This is a genomic window from Actinopolyspora xinjiangensis, assembly GCF_900104475.1.
GTDB classification, from domain to species: domain Bacteria; phylum Actinomycetota; class Actinomycetes; order Mycobacteriales; family Pseudonocardiaceae; genus Actinopolyspora; species Actinopolyspora xinjiangensis.
On sequence record NZ_FNJR01000011.1, the window covers coordinates 172,239 to 190,981 of the forward strand.

An 18,743-nucleotide genomic window follows, 5' to 3' on the forward strand; every position below is an offset into this window, starting at 1 on the left:
GGGTACCACAGCGGTCCGGCGGCGCTGCGACTGTCCCGGTTTTCACAGTGGGCCGAACAAGCTAGAGTATCCGGGTTCGGCACCTTCGGCGAGCTTTCTCCTCTCTTCGGGTGTCACCCGCTGGGGCGGACATAAAAGATGATCTTGATCGCAATCGAATTGCCTGTTCAGGTGTGGGGGGTGGAAAACTCGCCCGGCGATCGGTACCTTGGCCGCTATCTTTATAATCCGGGATGACCGCGAGCCACACGTCACCCGTTCGAAAAGGCTGGTGAAGTGAACCCTGGCGGTACGCGACTATTGGTGACGGAGCGTATTGTGGGGATCGCGTCCGGCGAGAATGTCGTGAACCGCTGTCGCCCGGGACGGACTCGGATCGACTGGGCGAACACACGGATAAGCCTTCACTCGGCCGGGTGGCACCAGGCGCCGTTCTCCTACGATTGTTCGTTCGGAAGGGACCCGCACCGTGACAGAGCAGGACGAACGACAGCTTGACCTTCGGGAGCTTTCGTGAGTGCGGCGGCACGACGGGCGAACCGGGAGCAGGTCCAGGACACCCGAGCCGCGCGGAACAGGCCCGGTGGCGCGCGGCGCGCCTCGCTGCGCGACTGGCGCAACTGGCGGATTCCGGTCAAGCTCGGGGCCGTCGTGCTCGTTCCGGTGGTGTTCGTGCTCGCGCTCGGTGCCTTCCAGATTCAGCACGAGGTCTCGCAGGCCAACCGGTACGAGGAGATCAGCCGGCTCACCGAGGCGCGCGACAGCATCCAGCCCCTCCTGACCGGACTCCAGAGCGAGCGCACCAAGGCGGCGGAGCTGCTGGGAGGCGCTCCCGGCGCCCGCCAGGCATACCGGGAGCAGTACCAGAAGGTCACCGGTTCCGTGGAGCAGGCACCGCGGGTGCTGGACAACGTGCAGCGGTTCAGCCCGGTCACCTCCGCGCAGTTCGGGGAACTCCGCGAACAACTCGGCAAGCTGCGCGGGTTGCGCCAGGGAGTGATGACCGACTCGCTGGCGCCGGTCGAGGCGATCGGAACCTACAACGAGATCATCAGCTCGCTGCTGTCGATGGAGCGTGCCGTCATCAACACCATCGACGACTCGCGGCTCTACAGCACGATCAGCGCGCTGCACGAACTCTCGCGCGCCGAGGACGAGATCCGGATCCAGCGTGCCCTGGTGGACGCCGCACTTCCCCGGAGCGACTTCACCCCGGCGCTCACCGACGCGCTCAACGATTCCAGGGCGCGGCTGGACTCGCGCATAACCAGCTTCGAGTCGGTGGCCAACTCCGAACCCAGGCAGGCCAGGCAGGTCGTCAACAGCGAGGCCATGCGGCAGTGGCTGGACGTCGAGGACCAGCTCATGCGGGCGATCCGGGTCGAGGACGTGCACTCCTCGCTGACGCTGGACGAGTGGAACAGACTCTCCGACCAGCTGATCAGCCGCACCACCGAGGTGCGCTCGGGGCTGTCGAAGCAGTTCAACGAGCGCGCTTACTCGCTCTACGACGAGGCCAGCGACCGGGCGGGCATCACCACCGTGATCCTGGTGGCCGGGCTGATCGTGGCCGCGGCCGTCATCATCGTGATGGGGCGCAACCTGCTCAAGTCCCTCGACCAGCTGCGGCGGGGCGCGCTGCACGCGGCCAACGAGCAGCTGCCCCGGGCCGTCCACCGCATCCGGCACGGCTCCTCCGAGTCCGAGGTGGAGGTCGACGCGGTGCCCGTCGACACCACCGAGGAGGTCGGCCAGGTGGCGCGCGCGTTCGACGAGGTCAACCGGCAGGCGCTCTACCTGGCCTCGGAGCAGGCGAGCCTGCGGCGTGGTTACAGTGACTCCTTCGTCAACGTCTCCCGCCGCAGCCAGAGCCTGTTGGAGCGGCAGCTGCGGCTGTTCGAGCAGCTCGAACACGACGAGGACGATCCGGACCAGCTGGCGACACTGTTCCGGCTCGACCACCTCGCCACGAGGATGCGCCGCAACAACGAGAACCTGATGGTGTTGTCCGGCAGTGACATGGCCCGGCGTTTCACCCAGCCGGTGCAGCTGTCCGACGTGCTCCGTGCGGCGATCTCCGAGATCGAGCACTACCCCCGAGTCGTGGTGCAGTCCCCGCCCTCGGCACGGCTGGTCGGTTACGCGGGCAGCGACCTGGTGCGGTTGATGGCCGAGCTGCTGGACAACGCCGCGAACTTCTCCTCGCCCGAGACTTCGGTCACCGTCTCCAGCCACCAGTCCGAGGACTCCTCGTTGACCATCGACGTGCTCGACGAGGGGATCGGCATGGGCGAGCAGGAGCTCGCCGAGGCCAACGAGCGGCTCGCCTCCTTCGACGAGTACGACCTGTCCACCTCACGCCGGATGGGGCTGCTGGTCATCGCCCGCTTGGCGGGCAGGCACGGTATAACCGTGCGGTTGCACGGCGGTGACGACGTCGACGGAATCCGGGCCACGGTCCGGATTCCACCCGACCTGGTCGTTCCCGAGGGGCCCGCGCAGTCCACCGCCCAGCGGACACCGGAGCCGAGCCCCTCCACCATCGAGCAGCGGCTGTCCACCACGAAGCAGGACGACTCCGAGGCATTCGGCCCGGAACAGCCCCGCAACGGTACCGAGCAGCCGCCGAGCTCCCGCGTGAACGGTTCGAACCGGCGCCAGGTGCTGGAAGGCGGCCTGCCTCGCTTCGACCTGGGTGACCCGCCGTCGTTACCCACCCAGCAGCGTGGTGGCTCCCGCCCCGCAGGGACCCAGCCGCCCTCCGAGGGCGATGAGCGTTCCCGCGTGCCGGAGTCGGGGACGACACAACTTCCCCCGCCGGCTCCGACGCCTCCCGCCGCGCCGATCTCCTGGCCGGAGTCCCCGGACCAGGCCGAGCCCCATGATCAGCCGGAGCCTTCCGTCCAGCCGGACTCCCCGGCAGAGCCGGAACCCGCGCGCACCGCGGGCCCGGCGACCGACCCGGAACCGGAGGGGCGCTTCCGCGGTCTCTTCGAGCCGCCGGATGGCCAGGAGTACGTGGAGACCACCGAGGACGACGAGGTGATCGGTGGTTCCATGTACTTCGACGGCTTCGCGTCGGAGGGCGGTCCGCAGCAGCGCTACTCCGACAGCGCACCGACCGTGGTTCACGCGATAGCTCCCGGGCACGAGAGCGCCGCGTCCGCCAGCGCCTCACCGCAGTGGTTCCACCCGTCGCCGGAGGACGCCTACCACCAGTCCGCCTCGCGGCAGAACGGTGTCACCGGTGAGTGGAGCTGGCCCGGCGAGGACGGGACGAACGGGCGAGGGGATTCCCCGGCGGCACCGCCCCGCCCCGACAGCGCCGAGCAGACCGCGCAGCACTCCAGAGTGGAGGAACACGGCCCCGCTTCGCAGGCCGGTCCGAGCGGTTTCACCGCTTCCGGGTTGCCGCGCCGCACGCCTCGTGGCCAGTCGAAGGGGGCGAACCACTCGGATCCACGGCAGGGCAGCGGCAGCACGAACTCCTCGGGGACGCGCGGTGGTCTCAGCTGGATGGAGGAGGCCGAGCTGCGGAAGTCCTCCGACGATCCCGCCGCCGATCCGAACGGCGGCGGGATTCCCGAAGAGGAGCAGCGGTCCGGGCAGTCGGCGACGGCAGCGCGGCGAACCGGTGCTCCCGGAGTCGAACCCAAGTACCAGCTCGACGGGCGAGCTCGACAGCAGCGGGACTCGTCGGGTTGGAGCACCCGATCGGAGTCGCCGGTGAACGAGTCCTCCGCGTGGAACTTCGCAACGGACCAGGCACAGCAGGAGGCCGACTCGGCTGCCGAGCCGCGGCCTTCGGAATACACCTCGGCAGGCTTACCCAGGCGAGTGCCCAAGCAGCACCTCGCACCGGGGAGTGTTCCGCCACCGAGCGGCGGGACGGGTGCCGGGGCGCAGAACACACCGGCGCCGGACGAGACGCGCGGCCGGTTGTCGAGTTTCCAGCAGGGTGTGCGTCGGGGCAGGCACAGCGCTGGGGAATAGATAGGTGGAGGCCAAGTTCCGCCCGCTCGGCCACCGCCGAACCAAGCAAAAGGAGGCGACATGTCATCTCAGCAGGCGAAGATCGACCAGTTCAATTGGTTGGTCACCGATTTCACCGAGCGCGTCAGCGGAGTAGCTCACGCGATCGTGGTTTCGGCGGACGGACTGCTGTTGACGGCTTCGAACAAGCTGCCGCAGGACCGGGCCGAACAGCTCGCGGCGGTGGCTTCGGGCCTGTTAAGCCTCACCCAGGGCGCCGCTCGATGCTTCGAAGCGGGACAGGTCAAGGAGACCATAGTCGAGATGGACCGCGGCATGATGCTGCAGATGTCCATCAGTGACGGTTCCTGCCTGACCGTGCTGGCGGCACCGCAGTGCGACATGGGACTGATCGCCTACGAGATGGCGATGCTGGTCGAACGAGTCGGTCGAATTCTCACGCCCGAACTGCGTTCGCAGTTGCAGGGTGCTGACAACTCCGTTTCAGAGCAATTGGTGTGAGGCCACCATGAGCAGGGATTCCGGCTATAACGAGCGTCGTTCCGGCGAGGTCGGGCGGTGGTACGGGCGGGATGAGGAGCAGGACGTCGACGAGGCCACCTTCGCCGACGTCTACAACGCGCTCAATTTCGGCAGCGGGCGTGGCCGGAGCAAGCGCAAGTCGGAGGAACCCCGGGAACCGCGCTCGCGGAGCACCGAGCGGAGTCGTTCCGAAGGCGCCCACACAGCGGAGTCGGCGAGCCGGGAGAGCGAACCGGCGGACCGAACCGAGCAGGGGGAGGACGCTCCAGCTGCCAGCATTCGTTCCTACGCGTGGACGGGGGGACGTACCAAGTCCAATGTGGAACTGGAGTTGGAGACACTGATTTCCACCAGCGCGCAGTACCGTCCGGGTACGCCGTTGCGGCAGGAGTACCACTCAGTGGTACAGCTGTGCGGTCAGCCCCGGTCGGTTGCCGAGATCGGGGCGCTGCTTGGTGTGCCGTTCGGTGTGGCCAAGGTCCTGCTGGCGGATATGGCCGAACAGGGTCTGGTCGATATCCACCAGACCGTGACCGACAGCGGCAGTGAACCGCACATGATGTTGATGGAAAGGGTGTTGAGTGGACTCCGCCGGCTTTAAGGCGCCCCAGCAGACCGGAAAATCCTCCACCAGCTCGGCCAAGATCGTGGTCGCCGGTGGTTTCGGTGTGGGTAAGACGACCTTCGTCGGTTCGGTCTCCGAAATCGTTCCGCTCACCACGGAAGCGGTCATGACGGAGGCCAGCCAAGGGATCGACGACCTGGCCGCCACACCGGGCAAGAATTCCACGACCGTGGCGATGGACTTCGGCCGGTTGTCGCTGGATGCCGATCTGATCCTGTACCTGTTCGGCACTCCGGGGCAGCAGCGGTTCTGGTTCATGTGGGACGACCTGGTGCGCGGCGCGATCGGCGCCGTCGTGCTGGTGGACACCCGCAGGCTGGCCGACTGCTTCTCCGCGATCGACTTCTTCGAGGACCGCGGCACTCCCTACGTCATCGGGGTGAACTGCTTCGACGGCAAGTTGCAGCACAGCCTCGAAGAGGTGCGGGAGGCACTGGCGGTGGGGTCGGACGTTCCGCTGCTGAGCTGTGATGCCCGCGACCAGTCCTCCACCAAGGAGGCCCTGATCGCGCTGGTCCAGTACGCCATGAGCAAGTGGGCCGCTTCCGGCCGAAGCGCTTAGACCTGTCTCCGTGCTTCCCCGGAGCTCTGATGCCGGCACGTGGGTCGGTGCCTTCGGCGGTGACCCGCGCGCCGGTATCCGAGCAGCCGTCCGGGCTGTTCCGAGCTATTCGTCCTGGCCGGTGCCGCCACCGTGAACGAGTTCGTCGGCCTGTGCCAGGCCGGCATCCAGCGATCGCCGCTGCTCGGGTTCCAGTTCCTCCCGGAAGTCCGGGCCCGCCGCACGCACCAGCACCATCAGCTTCTTGCCCATCCCCCTCGCCTGGGTCAGGCGCACGTCCTCGGCCGCCAGCATCTCCCGTGAGTCGTGGATCAGCTTGCGGTAGCGATGGTTGATCTCGGCGTGCCGGTCCACGACTTCGAGTGCCTCGGCGAGTCGGGAGAGCCGGTCCGTCGGCACCCTGAGTCGGTACGGGTCCTGCTGCACACCGAAACCCTAGTAGGCGCTCCCGGAGCCGCTGCCCGAGGGCTTGCCGTGCGGCGCTCCTCGGGATGGGGAGGATGAGATCCGAGGGTGACTTTTCCCACCGGGTCGATCTTCGTCGGCGGGCGGTGCGAGCTGTGTCACGGATCTCTTCGTCGGTACGGGCTCGACCCCGGTCGTTACCGTGGCGGGGTGGCTATAGATCGGGCACGTCGTGCCAGACGCAGGCAGACCCGCCGCGTCGCCCACGCGCGGCGTACGGACGGCTCGGGGCAGACCGTTACCGGCGTCGACGGGTTGTTCGAGGCGGGCAGCAAGTACCGGCTGGAACGCGCAGAGTGGGTCGCCGTCGCCAAGGAGGACGACCGCGAGACCGGCGCCGGTCCGCTGGACCTCGCCTCGGGAAGGGTGCGGATGCGCCCGAGGAGCGGGGCGGGGAGTCGGAATCGGAAAAGTGAGTGACCGCGGCCTCTCGTGACTCGACAGGAGCTGCGGCCGGTCAGTAGGGTCGAAGTCGCGCCCCGCGCTCCCGGTGACCCCCAGGCCGGTTGAGCGCGGGGTGCCTTTCGATTGGACAGCAGCACTTGATCGGGTGGCTGGTTACCGCACGTGAGTCGGGGCCTTGCCGTGTTGTGTGGCACTTCGAGTAGCGGTTTGCCACGTGCCCCGTTGCTTTGCGACGCATCCGACTCACGTGCCGGGCGCTGGATTCGCCGGTGCTGGACTCTCGCGATCGATGCGGGTTTCCACTGCGGGATCGTGGAGTTTTCCAGCGCCTTGTCGGGCGTGCCGTGGCGGACCCTCCCACTGGCTCTCACCGCGACCGGACCCGACATCGAGCAGGAGCTAGGCCACGTCGGGCCTTCCTCGCGAGAGCGCACGCGGGAGAAACCGTGCCCGGCGCGAACCGCGAGAGCCGGTGTTTCGGCGGTGGAGGCGCCGGAGAGGCCGGTCGTCGTTTCGAGTGTTCGGTTGTCCGGAAAGTGACTGTATGATCACCGACGGCGTGTTCGCGCTCCACCGAGAGTGCGGTTCTCCCACTGACAGTGTTCGTGTGGCGGGGCACGTCGCACTGTCGTGGGCTACACGCGGGAGTGAAGACCGGTGAGTGGCTCGTTCACCGGCTGCTGTTTCGGGGGAGAGCGGAACGTGTTGGATCTGGATTCGCTGGAGTTCGCCGTGCTCGCGGAGGCGGCGGGGATCGACCGTGTTCCCACCGTCGCGGCCTACCGGAACTACGGGACGCCAGTGGACGACGTCGACGCCGAGTTCGAGGCGGCGGAGCGAAGATGCCGCGAGCGTGGGCTGCTCGATCGTTCCGGCCGGCCGGATGATCGGGTCGCGGAGCTGCTGAGCCTGTATCAGCGGACTTCGGTGGAGTACGACCTGCGGTTCTCCGCTCAGCGAGGGACCGAGCTGCGTGCGGCGGTGTGCGGCGCGGGACGTGACGCGCTGCGAACCGTGGTCTCCGGGGACCGGGTTCGGCTGGATCGGATTTCGGCAGACCAGCTGATTCCCGCCGCCATCGCGGTGTTGCCGGAGCACGAGCCGCTGCGCATGCGGCCGTTGAGCGTGGATTTGTCCGCGCTGCGCTCGGTGTATGCCGGAACGGACGAGGAGACCGAGCCGGATCAGCGGGAGGTGGAGTCCCGGCTGCGCGCGCTGGGGGTGGACACGCGCGAGTTCCGGCAGATCACGGAGCTGCTGGCGGAGCCGAGGCTCGGTGTCGGTGAGCTCGGCGTGACCGCTTGGGGGAGGGGAGGCGCCGAGTCGCGCGGCGAGCAGACCGTGAAGTTGATCGACGTGGGTCGGGGCAGGATGGCCGTCTACAACGGTGGTGGGCGCCGGATGCTCTGCGGCGCCGATCCGGCGACGGTCGGCAGGGTGCTCGGTGAGGTGGCCGAGCGGGCCCGGTGGCGGCTGCGCGAGTGATCCTCGTCGCCGGTTTCGTTGCCGTCGCCTGTGCCGTTCCGATGCCGTGACAAGGGCCCATATCCCGGGGTTGGTTCGTGGGTTTTCGTCTATGGCCGCGTTCGGGTGCCGTGTTGTGCCATCGTGTGTCGTGCTGGTGATCGTGTTTTCGAGGAGGACGGGATGACGCTGGGTGCCGGTGGTTGGATCGCCCAGGAGGCGGCCGCTTTCCAGCAGCGGACCGGTCGGGCGTTGGTGGCGACCCACGTGAACTCCGGGGGACAGGCGGAGTCGGCCGCCTACTCGGTGGATCTGGAACGGATTCCGGGGCTGATCGAGAAGTACGAGCAGGCGCGGGACAAGCTGCGTGAGATCGACACTAAGGCTGGAGATCTTGTGCAGCTCGGGGAGGCCGGTGCGCCCGGCAACGACGAGGTGAGCCGACGAACGGCCAGGGACTTCGCGGCCAAGGCCGATGACGATCCGGGGGCGTTGTGGTGGGCGATCCGTGACGGGATCGAGCGGTTGACCGAGCAGATCGAGCAGCTCAAGGCTGCCAAGCGAGGTTACGAGGTCAGCGAGGAGCAGGCCACGCCCCGGGGTGTGGAGCTATGAGGCCCCGGAGGTCGCGCGTAGGTGTGCTGGCTGCCGTGCTGTGCGTCGGTGTGCTGGCCGGGTGCGCCGCGCCGGGTGGTTCGGGAGGTGCTCCGACGAGCGGTGCTTCCTCCACCGAGAGCGCTACTCGTTCGGCGGAGTCCGGTGCCGCTATCGAGAATCCGAAGGATCTGGGGGCGGTCTCCAATGCCTGCACGTTGTTGACCGGGCGGCAGTTGGGTGAGCTCGGAATGAACGCCGAGCCGACCTACAGAGAAGAAGCAATGCTCGGGATCAGGCCCTGCGACTGGAGTGGCGACAGGTTCGCCTTCACGATCATTCCCGACACCAAGAGCGGTGGTATCGACGAGCTCTACGCGACCGACAACCACGGCAGGGGATACGAGCGAACCGAGGTCGCGGACTATCCGGCTGCCTGGGTTCGTCGGACCGATCTGACTTGTCGTGCCAAGGTGGGGGTTTCGGCGGATGCCAGTGTCGATGTTCACTTCACGAGCTATCGGGAACCGGAACGAAGCCAGCCGTGCGAGAGCGCGAGCGAGATCGCCGCGATGGTGCTCAAGAACATTCCCGCCGCGTGAGCGCGTCGGTGGTTGTCACAGGGAGGTATTGCCGTGGTCTTCGTGACGGGCGCGGTCGTCGTGGGTGGTTACCTGCTGACCCGTGAGTCGGACAGCCATGAAGCGGGGGAGACCGCCCGCCGGGTCGGTTTCCACCACCAGCAGAAGTACCAGGAGATCCACGGTGGTTCCGGCACCGGGACGATGAGCGAGTCCGTGGATCTCTGGCGACGGAGCATCGCCGGTGATTTCGAGGAAGTCGAGGGGCTCCTCGACGATGCCGCTCGCCAGGCCGGGGTCGCCTGGGAGGGGAAGGCAGCCGAGGCGCACGGGGATTCGCTGGGGCCGCTGTCCCAGTTCGTTCGGGACGCCAACGAGGTTTCCCAGCGGGTCGGCGGATCGACCGAGGACCAGGTGAACAATTTCGCCAGGGTGCGCGACACGATGCCCGAGCCGAAGAAGGTGACGGCGACGGACAACTGGTTGGAGAAAGGTGGGGCGGCGCTTTTCGGCACCGAGACCGATCTGCAGCGCCAGGAGCAGGAGGCGGCCGAGCGCGCGCGGGAGGCCAAACGCGTCTACGACGATTACCAGGCCGACAGCAGCGCCACCACCGCTTCGCTGCCGAGGTATCCCGACGCGCCGAAGTTGAACGTCAGCTCGGGCAGCGAGAACGGCTCCGGCCAGGGCAGGACCACTGTGGACATGAGCGGTACCGATCCGGATGGTTCCGGCTCGGGTGGTCTCGCCGGTGGTGGTGGCTCGGCCGGTTCGGGGTATCCCGATTACTCGTCTTCCGGTGTCGCCGCCGGGAGCGGCTCCGGTGCCGGGAACTCGGCGGGAGACGGTGGGTCGCCTTCCGGAACGGGTGGATCCGGTGCGGGTGATTCCTACTCGCCCAGTGGCAGCGAATCTGCTTGGTCTCCGAGCTCGGGAGGTTCCGCTCCCGTTCCCGGAGCGGGCGGGAGCGGTGTTTCCGGCGGTGCGGGAGGTTCCGGTACCGGCTCGGGAGGCGGTTTCGGCGCGGTCGGTGGGATCGGCGCCGGATCGGGCTCCGGTGGTTCCCGGTCTGGTGGTTACGGCTCCGGTGGTCGGGGAGCGGGAGGTTATCGCGGCGGTTACGGTTCCGGTGGTTATGGTTCCGGCGGCCCCGGGAGCGGATCCGGATCCGGCCAGACTCCCGGTGGGCGTTCGGGAGTCGGCGCCGGTCCGGGCGCGCGAACCCCGTCGTCCACCGGCGGCGCGGTCGGGGGCTCCGGTACGGCCGGTGGCCGTGGCGCGATGCCGATGGGCGGCGCTCGTGGTGCCGGGAACGGCGAGGAGGACGAGGAGCACGAGAACAAGTACACGGTTCCGACCGACGAGGCCTGGGAGGGGCTGGACCTGCCGCGCACCGCTCCTCCGGTGATCGGTGCGGACCTGGAACCACCGCGTGATTGAACGGACCGGTGGGGCGGTCGGAGGTGAGGGGAACCTCCGGCCGCCCGCCGGTCCTGGCGGCTCGTGGTCACCGCTCGGGGCCGGGGCCAGGTGGTGGTGCTGGACGTAGGTGGCGGTGTTCGTGCTGTTCGGACAGTGGTCTGTGGTAGGGGCTGGGCCCGTGCTGCTGGCGGTCGAGGAGCGTGTACCAGCAGTCGGTGCGGGTGGGTTGCCGGATCCAGTCGTAGTCGTCGGCTGTCACCTGGAGTTCCTCGGTGCTGACCTCGGCGCCGCACACCGAGTGCGCGACTCCGCCCGGCTCGGTCGGTCGATGGAGTGACTCGTCTCAGACGCGGCTCGCCGCCCACCCGGTGATCCGCCGTACCGTGATCACGATCACGCTCGCCTCCGGCGGGTGTTCGCGGTACTGCTCGTACTTCCCGACCAGTGCGCGCACCGCCTCCGGGACGTCCTCCGCCGTGCGGACCGACGCCTCCCCGTCCGCGCGCACCCACCACAACTCCTCCCAGCTCTCGGAGTAGTGATCGACGAGCACCGAAACCAGCGGGTTCCGCTCGATGTTGCGCAGTCTGCGCAGCGAGGTGGTGCTTTTGGGCTTGTGATCCACGGCCGTGGCTATCCGCTCACCGGAGTCGTCCGACAGTGCGAACGTCACGGGGACCAGATGCGGTTGCCCGTCCTGGTCCACGGTGCCCAGCCGTGCGACGCGCGCCCGGTTGAGCAATCCGAGTGCCTGCTCCCGGTCGATGCGCATGGGGCGATTCGCTCCGTATGTTCGTGTCGTGTTCCCGGGTTCGCGAGCCAGCTCCCCCACCGGTCCTGCCGGAGCCGTCCCGGACTACCTGGAGCGCACGCACTGGCTGCGCTACCAGGAATTCTTCCCCGGAGCGCTGCGCAGCACCACCGGGGACTGCCCGTCCGAGCTCCGGTGGTCCTGGCGCGGAACTCCGCTGCACCTGGACGTCGTCCGGCGCGAGGACGCGGCGGCCAAACTCCTGGCGCTGCACGGTATCGGCGGTTACGGCAGGATGTTGGCGCCGTACGCCAGGTTGCCCTCGTTGGTCGGGATGGAGTACCTCGCACCGGATCTTCCGGGGCACGGGCTGAGCCCGGCGGGACGCTCTCGGCTCACCTACCGGCACTGGGTGGACTGCGTGATCGACCTGCTGGCGGCGGAACGTGCGGCCGATCGGCGGCCGGTCGTGCTGTTCGGGCTGGGCTCGGGCGGATGGCTGGCCTACCAGGTGGCCGCTCGTGTCCCGGATCGCGTGGCCGCGCTGGTCCTCACCGGACTGGCCGATCCGCGCACTCCGGAGGTCCGGCGGGGGCTCACCGCGAATCCCGGCGCCGGACTGCTCTCCGAAGCGCTCGCCAGGGCACCGTTGCCGGCCGCTCCGCACCGCGTTCCGCTGCGCTGGCTGTTGGACATCACCGCGATCTCCGACAACGCGCGCTTCGCCGCTGCCTACGCGGCCGACGAGCTCGGAGGCGCGGGGACGGTCCCGCTGGAGCTGTTCCGGAGCCACCTGCGGTCGCCGCCGGCGGTGGCGCCTTCGGAATTCACCGGACCGCCGGTGCTGCTGGCCTCCTCGGAACAGGATCGCTGGGCTCCGCGCGCCTGCTCCGAGCGCTTCCTCGCCGGGTTGAGGGTGCCGCGACGTTCGGTCCACCTGCCCGGGGCCGGTCACCTTCCCCGCGAGGAGTCCGCACTGGCCGAACTGGACCGAGCGGTTCGGTACTTCCTCGACGAGTTCCGGGTGCCGCACTGAGCGGAATCGTCACTCGCGGTGTCGGATTGACACGTACCGTGCCCGTCCGTTCGGGTTGCTGCGGTGATGTTCACAGCGGTTTCCGGTTGCTGTATGTGATCTTTCCTGGTTCTGTTTGCCGGTGTGCCGTTCGCAGCCCGCTGATCTTTTCGTGCACTTCGGAGGTTGCTTCGGCCACATTGAGTGTCGGGTTTTAGTAATCTGCTTGGCGTGCCATCCACGATGGCACCAATTGAAGACTGGTCAAGCAGGGTTGTCGTGCGTCACGATCGACGCTGAGTAATGCGGTCCTGTGTGGGTCGCTTGGCGGGAGGAGCGTGGATGATCGAGCATCACCGCTCTTCGGAGTCGGGGTTGACCGCCGATGTTCCCCGCCCTCCGGTTCGGTCCGAAGTCTCGCCGCGAAGGCGGCGAATCTTCCTGGGATTCTCGCTGTCCGTGCTGTTGAGCGGGATACTCGTCTCGCTGCTGGCCTCGCTGTGGCTGCCGTTCCCCCGGGAGCCGGAACTGCTGTTCATCGGCCCGCTGTTGGCCGTCGGCTTCCTGCTCGTCGAGCAGCTCACCATCGACGTGGACGCCAAGCGGGTTGGCTGGACGATCTCCTTCACCGAGATACCGCTCATCCTCGGTCTGCTGACCGCGCCGTTCGAAGTGGTGCTCGCGGCGAACCTCGTGGCGGGGTTGGCGATACAGGTGCGCAAGCGCGCGGCCAGCCACGTGGCCTACAACGCCGGGGTGCTCTGCTGGGAGATCGCCGTTCCCTTCCTGATAGCGGGTGTGTGCAGCGAGGCGTTCGGTGCCGCGGTGCCGCTCTGGCTCTGCGCGGGCATCGGTGCCGTCAGCTCCTCGCTGATCAGCTGCGGCTGCGCCGTGGCCGCGCTGTACGCGCTGGGCAACGGGATGCGCGTCTCGGCGGGACTGCTGCTCGGCGGGCGCACCCTCGTCGTCGGTCTGCTCAACACCTCCATCGGGCTCGTCGGCTACGAGCTCGCGGTAAACACCCGCTGGGGGTGGGCCCTGGTGGCGGTCCTCATGATCGGTGTGCTCGCGCTCTACCGCGCCTACTCCGGGCTGCTGCGGGAACAGCGCGACCTGGAGGCGCTCAGCGATGTGAGCCTCCGGGTCGCCCGTTCCGGGCAGCACGCGGCACGAGTGCTGTCCGATCCGGACGCTCCCGCGGTGAGCGCCATCGGCGAGCAGGTCTCGGTGGACGAGTGGGAACCGGTGGCCGAGCGGATCCGGGAACAGCTCAACGCCACCCGAGTGGTGCTTCGGCTCTCACTGGACCCAAGAGGAGAGGTCAGCACCCTCGTGGCGGGCGGCCCGCAGCCGGAGGAGATGAACACCGAGGGGGCCGCGTTGCTGCGCGAGTGCCCGTTGCTGCAGCTGCCGGGCACGCACGTTCGCTCCTTCCGCTCGGTGGACGCGCCGGAGGAGATCCGCCGGGCGCTGGGCCGTCGGGGCGCCCACGAGGCGTTGGTCGTCCCGTTGCGCGGCACCAACCAGCTGCTGGGTGCCATCGAGGTGCACGACAGGGTGAGCAGGTGGCGCGGGTTCGGGCACGCCGATATCAGGCTGCTGCACACCCTGGCCAGCCACCTCGCCACGGCGATGGACAACCGCAGGTTGCTGGCGCGGCTGCGGCACGACGCCTACCACGACCCGTTGACGGGACTGCTCAACCGCACCGGATTCCGCGAGATGGCCGCCGAGGCGTTGCAGGACAGCACCGCCGTGGTGCTGCGCGTGGACCTGGAACTGCTCACCACGGTCAGCGAGGCGCTCGGCTATGCCTGGGGCGACCGTATGATCGTCGCGGCGGGCAGGAGGATGCGCGAGTACCTCGGGACGCACGTGCCGGTCGCCCGGCTGGAGGCGAACTCCTTCGCCGTGCTGTTGCGGGAACGCACGGAGGGGCAGGCGGCCGAGATCGCGGCTTCCCTCCGCGAACTCATAGCCGAGCCCTACCCACTGGACCGGCTCGTGGTGGAGGCCACCGCCGTAGCCGGTTACGTCTCCTCGGTTCCGGCCGAGGAGGACGCCGAGGGCGATGTGGACGTGCTGCTGCAGCGCGCCGACGTGGCGGTGCGGGCCGCCCGCAACGGTGAGGACGGCGTGCGCGGCTACGTCCCGAGCATGGGGCAGATCTTCCTGCGGCGTTTCCAACTGGTGACCCAGTTCCGTCAGGCGCTGGAGAGCGGGCAGATCGAGGTGCACTACCAGCCCAAGGTGGCGTTACCCGGCAAGCGGATCGTCGGTGCCGAGGCGCTGGTGCGCTGGTCGCACCCCGAGTACGGGCGGCTCTCGCCGGACGAGTTCGTGCCGGTGGTGGAGGCCACCGGGCTGGTGGACGCGCTCACCGAGTTCGTGCTCGAACGCGCGTTGGTCCGGATTCGCGACTGGTTGGAGCGGGGGTTGCGGCTCTCGGTGGCCGTCAATCTCTCGGTGCGCAACCTCGCCGACGAGACCTTCCCGGAGCGGGTGCGGGAGGCCTTCGACCGTCACGGCGTGCCGCCGGGGCTGTTGACCTTCGAACTGACCGAGTCGAGTGTGATGGCCGACCCGGACCGCTCGCTGCCGGTGCTGCGCCGACTGCGGGCGCTGGGGGTGGTCCTCGCGGTGGACGACTTCGGCACCGGTTACTCCTCGTTGGCCTACCTCCGCCAGCTCCCCGTGGACGAGGTCAAGATCGACAAGAGCTTCGTGCTGGGAATGGGAACCGATCTCAGCGACATGGCCGTGGTTCGTTCCATCGTCGAGCTGGGGCACTCGTTGGAGCTGAGCGTGGTGGCAGAGGGAGTGGAGGACGACTCCGCCCGGGACCAGCTCGTGCGGATGGGGTGTGACACCGCCCAGGGCTACCTGATCTCCCGCCCGTTGTCGGAGGAGCGGTTCGAGTCGTGGCTGTGGGCGCGAACCACGCGGGAATACCCGAAGGGAGCTCCGGAGTTGGGGGAGACGGTGCTGCGGGTCAACTGACGGTCCTCACCGCTTCCCGGCGATCGGAGCGCTCTGACCTGCGGATATACCAAAAGGCACCCCCGTTGAAACCCCGGTGCGGATGTTGTGTAGAGTAGTATTCGCTCCGCGAGGGCACGCCCCAATAGCTCAGTCGGCAGAGCGTCGCCATGGTAAGGCGAAGGTCTACGGTTCGAGTCCGTATTGGGGCTCTGTAGGGCGGCCGCGGTACTCGGTTAAACTGAGTGCTGCGGCTGTCTTGTGAAGGTACTGTGTACCAGCGGATGTCCGCGAGGCGGTGTAGCTCAGGGGCAGAGCAAACGGCTCATAATCGTTGTGTCGCCGGTTCGAATCCGGCCACCGCTACTCCTGCGGCTGACATGCCGCCCGGCCCGGGGCGGTATACACGTGGAGTGAACCGGATGAGACTCTCATCCGGTTCCAGGCACGAGAGAGAGGTCCCCCGTGGCTAAGACGCCCACCGATATTCGCCCCAAAATCACTCTTGCGTGTGAAGAGTGCAAGGAGCGCAACTACATCACGAAGAAGAACCGGCGCAACGACCCGGATCGCATGTCGCTGAAGAAGCACTGCCCGCGTTGCAACGCTCACCGCGAGCACAAGGAGACCCGCTGAGTTCACGTCGAACCGTTCGCGGTTCTGAAGACCACCTTCGGTGATCGGGCGTCTCGACCAGGGTCCCACGGAACTCGGAGAACCCGCCCCGGCTCCTGCCGGGGCGGGTTCTTTTTCGCACTGCGGTAACCTGCCGGTGTGCCGCTCGACGAAGGATTCATCGGACGTGAGTACCCGCCCAGCAGCCCCTACGAGGTCGGGCGGGAGAAGATTCGCGAGTTCGCCGACGCGATCAAGGACGACTCGCCGCTGTACCGGGACACCGAGGCCGCCAAGGCAGCGGGCTACCAGGACGTGATCGCCCCGCCCACGTTCGCGATGCGGCTGTCCGTGCTGGCGCAGGAAGCCGTGGTCGGTGACGAACAGTTGGGACTGGACTACAGCCGGGTCGTGCACGGGCACCAGGCCTTCCGGCACCACCGACCGATCCGAGCCGGCGACGTGCTGGTCGCGGTGGCCCACGTGGACGACATCAAGGCGCGCGCGGGCAACGACTTCCTCACCGTGCGTGCCGAGATCGGCACGGTGGAGGGGGAACCGGTGTGCACGGCCACGTCCACCCTGGTGGCTCGTGGCACGGCCGAGGAGGGAGAGCAGTCGTGACGACGCCGCAGCAGGTCGCCAAGGGCGATCGCCTGCCGGAGTCCAGCGTTTCGATCACCAGGACCGACCTGGTGCGCTACGCGGGGGCCTCCGGTGACTTCAACCCCATCCACCACAGCGAGTCGTTCGCCCACGAGGTGGGGCTACCGGACGTGATCGCGCACGGCATGCTCACCATGGCGCTGGCCACGCGGTTGGTCACCGACTGGGTGGGTGACCCGGGCCGGATCGTCGAACACGGTGTGCGTTTCACCCGCCCCGTCGTGGTGCCCGACGACGGGAAAGGGGCCACCGTGGAGCTGTCCGGCAAGGTCGCCGACGTGGCCGAGGACGGGACCGCCAAGGTCAACATCACCGCGAAGTGCGCCGACCAGGGCGTGCTCGGCGGCGCCTACGCCGTTGTGAGGCTGTGACTCGCTCTGGCGCGGTGGTCGGGTAGCCGGTACGTGAGGCGGCGCCTCGCTGCGTTGGGCCGGCTCTTGAGTAGCGACCTACGCGGCGAGCGGCCCTGCCTTGCGATGCATCCGCCTCACGCACCGGGACACCCGCGCTGCGACACCAACGGTTCCGCGACCGGCCATCCCGACCGGACCGAAGAACCGAGCTAGACCAAGCGGCGTCAGCCGCTCACGACCGAGCACGCACTCGGCACCGCCGCGGGTTCTCCGGGGAGTGCCTCGCGAGGACGGCCCCGACGTTGTGTAGTACCTACCCGAGGTCGGGGCACCCGCAGCGAGGTGTCCCCGGAGGTTCCGCCACGCGACCAGCTACGGGAATCGAGCGGCTTACTCCGGCATCTCACTTGGCTTCCGAGAGCAGGGCGGCCATCCGGCGGACCCCCTCGGCGAGGTCCTCGTCGCCCAGCGCGTAGGACATCCGGAAGTAACCCGGTGTGCCGAAGGCCTCACCCGGGACCACGGCCACCTCGGCTTGCTCCAGCACCAGCTCGGCGAGTTCGGCGCTGCTCCGCGGCCGCCTGCCTCGTATCTCGGTACCCAGCAGTTCCTTCACGGACGGGTAGGCGTAGAAGGCCCCCTTCGGTTCCGGGCAGCTCACACCGGGGATGGCGCCGAGCATCTCGACGATGGTGCGCCTGCGCCGGTCGAAGGCCTCGCGCATCTCGGCCACCGCGTCCAGCGGTCCGCTCACGGCCTCCAGTGCGGCCCGCTGCGAGACGTTGGACACATTGGACGTCAGATGCGACTGCAGGTTCGCCGTCGCCTTGATCACGTCGGTCGGTCCGATCATCCAGCCGACCCGCCAGCCGGTCATAGCGTAGGTCTTGGCCACCCCGTTGAGCACCACGCACCTGTCGGCCAGCTCCGGAACCTCGACGGGCATGGAGACGTGCCTGGCGTCGCCGTAGACGAGGTGCTCGTAGATCTCGTCGGTCACCACCCAGAGATCGTGCTCGGCGGCCCACCGGCCGATCTCGGCGACCCGCTCGGGCGGGTAGACCGCCCCGGTCGGGTTCGAGGGCGAGTTGAACAACAGCATCCTGGTGCGCGGCGTGCGGGAGGCTTCGAGCTGCTCCAGCGTCGCGAGGTAGCCGGTGGACTCGTCGGTGGGCACCTCGACGGGGGTCGCGCCCGCCAGCCTGATGGCCTCCGGGTAGGTGGTCCAGTACGGCGCGGGCAGCAGCACCTCGTCGCCGGGGTCGAGCAGCGCGGCGAACGTCTGGTAAACGGCCTGCTTGCCGCCGTTGGTGACCAGCACCTGGTTCGGCTGGATCACGTAGCCGGAGTCGCGGGCGGTCTTGGTCACGATCGCCTCGCGGAGCTCCGGGAGGCCGGAGGCCGGGCTGTAGCGATGGTTGCGCGGGTCGGCACAGGCCTCCTGCGCGGCGCGCACGATCGGCTCCGGGGTGGCGAAGTCCGGCTCGCCCGCCCCGAAGCCGATCACGGGGCGTCCTTCAGCCTTGAGTGCCTTGGCCTTCGCGTCCACGGCCAGCGTGGCGGATTCGGCGATCGCGCCGACCCGCGCCGAGACGCGTGTTTCGGTGGTCGAGCTTGTCTGTGTTCCGGGTGCGGCCATGTGTGCATCGTCGCAGACACGGGGTGCGGCGTCCTAACCGTGCCCACCGATGATGCCGCATCTCGGGACGGGGTTGGAAATCCACTTCGGTC

The 18,743-nt window shown here is 68.3% G+C and carries 18 protein-coding genes and 2 tRNA genes; 16 read left to right on the forward strand and 4 right to left on the reverse strand.

Annotation, left to right across the window (positions count from 1 at the left end; translation table 11 throughout):
* The first annotated feature begins 513 nt into the window (after positions 1-513).
* From BLQ75_RS17285 to BLQ75_RS17300, 4 genes are read left to right on the forward strand one after another with little or no spacing between them, the layout of a single operon-like run.
* On the forward strand, positions 514-3,993 hold the full coding sequence (locus tag BLQ75_RS17285; protein WP_244515660.1) for a sensor histidine kinase: 3,480 nt from the start codon (positions 514-516) through the stop codon (positions 3,991-3,993).
* Between the two features lie 60 nt (positions 3,994-4,053).
* On the forward strand, positions 4,054-4,494 hold the full coding sequence (locus tag BLQ75_RS17290) for a roadblock/LC7 domain-containing protein (protein ID WP_092603598.1): 441 nt from the start codon (positions 4,054-4,056) through the stop codon (positions 4,492-4,494).
* 7 nt (positions 4,495-4,501) lie between these two features.
* Positions 4,502-5,116, forward strand: coding sequence for a DUF742 domain-containing protein (locus BLQ75_RS17295; RefSeq protein WP_092603600.1), 615 nt, complete (start codon positions 4,502-4,504; stop codon positions 5,114-5,116).
* Positions 5,097-5,702, forward strand: coding sequence for a GTP-binding protein (locus tag BLQ75_RS17300; protein ID WP_092603602.1), 606 nt, complete (start codon positions 5,097-5,099; stop codon positions 5,700-5,702). Before BLQ75_RS17295 ends, BLQ75_RS17300 begins: the two co-directional genes overlap by 20 nt.
* 105 nt (positions 5,703-5,807) lie before the next feature.
* On the opposite strand, the gene BLQ75_RS17305 is transcribed toward BLQ75_RS17300, so the two are convergent.
* Positions 5,808-6,128 (reverse strand): hypothetical protein, encoded by a 321-nt coding sequence (locus BLQ75_RS17305; protein ID WP_092603604.1) that lies wholly within the window; start codon positions 6,126-6,128, stop codon positions 5,808-5,810.
* 189 nt (positions 6,129-6,317) lie between these two features.
* On the opposite strand from BLQ75_RS17305, the gene BLQ75_RS17310 reads away from it, so the two are divergent.
* The 5 genes from BLQ75_RS17310 (at position 6,318) to BLQ75_RS17330 (ending at position 10,651) form a co-directional block, all read left to right on the forward strand.
* Complete coding sequence (locus tag BLQ75_RS17310; RefSeq protein ID WP_092603724.1) at positions 6,318-6,587, forward strand: hypothetical protein; 270 nt, start codon at positions 6,318-6,320, stop codon at positions 6,585-6,587.
* A gap of 687 nt (positions 6,588-7,274) precedes the next feature.
* Complete coding sequence (locus BLQ75_RS17315; protein WP_170837546.1) at positions 7,275-8,057, forward strand: ESX secretion-associated protein EspG; 783 nt, start codon at positions 7,275-7,277, stop codon at positions 8,055-8,057.
* Positions 8,058-8,219: 162 nt separating this feature from the next.
* Entirely contained in the window at positions 8,220-8,651 is a 432-nt protein-coding gene (locus BLQ75_RS17320) for a hypothetical protein (RefSeq protein WP_092603608.1), read from the forward strand.
* A gap of 23 nt (positions 8,652-8,674) precedes the next feature.
* Complete coding sequence (locus BLQ75_RS17325; protein ID WP_170837547.1) at positions 8,675-9,232, forward strand: DUF3558 domain-containing protein; 558 nt, start codon at positions 8,675-8,677, stop codon at positions 9,230-9,232.
* A gap of 33 nt (positions 9,233-9,265) precedes the next feature.
* Positions 9,266-10,651 (forward strand): PPE domain-containing protein, encoded by a 1,386-nt coding sequence (locus tag BLQ75_RS17330; RefSeq protein WP_092603612.1) that lies wholly within the window; start codon positions 9,266-9,268, stop codon positions 10,649-10,651.
* A gap of 67 nt (positions 10,652-10,718) precedes the next feature.
* On the opposite strand, the gene BLQ75_RS23585 is transcribed toward BLQ75_RS17330, so the two are convergent.
* On the reverse strand, positions 10,719-10,892 hold the full coding sequence (locus BLQ75_RS23585) for a hypothetical protein (RefSeq protein ID WP_170837548.1): 174 nt from the start codon (positions 10,890-10,892) through the stop codon (positions 10,719-10,721).
* Positions 10,893-10,976: 84 nt separating this feature from the next.
* The gene (locus tag BLQ75_RS17340; RefSeq protein ID WP_092603616.1) at positions 10,977-11,405 is read right to left on the reverse strand and encodes a TIGR03668 family PPOX class F420-dependent oxidoreductase; all 429 of its coding nucleotides are present in this window, start codon (positions 11,403-11,405) and stop codon (positions 10,977-10,979) included.
* Between the two features lie 28 nt (positions 11,406-11,433).
* On the opposite strand from BLQ75_RS17340, the gene BLQ75_RS17345 reads away from it, so the two are divergent.
* From BLQ75_RS17345 to BLQ75_RS17375, 7 genes are all read left to right on the forward strand, one after another.
* Entirely contained in the window at positions 11,434-12,420 is a 987-nt protein-coding gene (locus tag BLQ75_RS17345; protein WP_244515661.1) for an alpha/beta fold hydrolase, read from the forward strand.
* Between the two features lie 321 nt (positions 12,421-12,741).
* Positions 12,742-15,399: a putative bifunctional diguanylate cyclase/phosphodiesterase gene (locus tag BLQ75_RS17350; RefSeq protein ID WP_092603617.1), complete on the forward strand. Its 2,658-nt coding sequence runs from the start codon at positions 12,742-12,744 to the stop codon at positions 15,397-15,399.
* A gap of 118 nt (positions 15,400-15,517) precedes the next feature.
* Positions 15,518-15,590: transfer RNA gene (locus tag BLQ75_RS17355), tRNA-Thr, on the forward strand.
* A gap of 82 nt (positions 15,591-15,672) precedes the next feature.
* A tRNA-Met gene (locus BLQ75_RS17360) sits at positions 15,673-15,744 on the forward strand.
* Between the two features lie 99 nt (positions 15,745-15,843).
* Entirely contained in the window at positions 15,844-16,014 is a 171-nt protein-coding gene (gene rpmG / locus BLQ75_RS17365; protein ID WP_084133824.1) for a 50S ribosomal protein L33, read from the forward strand.
* 138 nt (positions 16,015-16,152) lie between these two features.
* On the forward strand, positions 16,153-16,617 hold the full coding sequence (locus tag BLQ75_RS17370) for a MaoC family dehydratase N-terminal domain-containing protein (protein ID WP_092603619.1): 465 nt from the start codon (positions 16,153-16,155) through the stop codon (positions 16,615-16,617).
* Positions 16,614-17,030 (forward strand): MaoC family dehydratase, encoded by a 417-nt coding sequence (locus BLQ75_RS17375; protein ID WP_092603621.1) that lies wholly within the window; start codon positions 16,614-16,616, stop codon positions 17,028-17,030. Before BLQ75_RS17370 ends, BLQ75_RS17375 begins: the two co-directional genes overlap by 4 nt.
* Positions 17,031-17,415: 385 nt before the next feature.
* On the opposite strand, the gene BLQ75_RS17380 is transcribed toward BLQ75_RS17375, so the two are convergent.
* Positions 17,416-18,651: a pyridoxal phosphate-dependent aminotransferase gene (locus tag BLQ75_RS17380; RefSeq protein ID WP_092603623.1), complete on the reverse strand. Its 1,236-nt coding sequence runs from the start codon at positions 18,649-18,651 to the stop codon at positions 17,416-17,418.
* Between the last annotated feature and the right edge of the window lie 92 nt (positions 18,652-18,743).

Bases quoted from the DNA above. Each gene is read 5' to 3' on its own strand.
- BLQ75_RS17340 (WP_092603616.1), bottom strand. From the start codon at position 11,405: ATGCGCATCGACCGGGAGCAGGCACTCGGATTGCTCAACCGGGCGCGC.
- BLQ75_RS17295 (WP_092603600.1), top strand. From the start codon at position 4,502: ATGAGCAGGGATTCCGGCTATAACGAGCGTCGTTCCGGCGAGGTCGGG.
- BLQ75_RS17380 (WP_092603623.1), bottom strand. From the start codon at position 18,651: ATGGCCGCACCCGGAACACAGACAAGCTCGACCACCGAAACACGCGTC.
- BLQ75_RS17290 (WP_092603598.1), top strand. From the start codon at position 4,054: ATGTCATCTCAGCAGGCGAAGATCGACCAGTTCAATTGGTTGGTCACC.
- BLQ75_RS17320 (WP_092603608.1), top strand. From the start codon at position 8,220: ATGACGCTGGGTGCCGGTGGTTGGATCGCCCAGGAGGCGGCCGCTTTC.
- BLQ75_RS17350 (WP_092603617.1), top strand. From the start codon at position 12,742: ATGATCGAGCATCACCGCTCTTCGGAGTCGGGGTTGACCGCCGATGTT.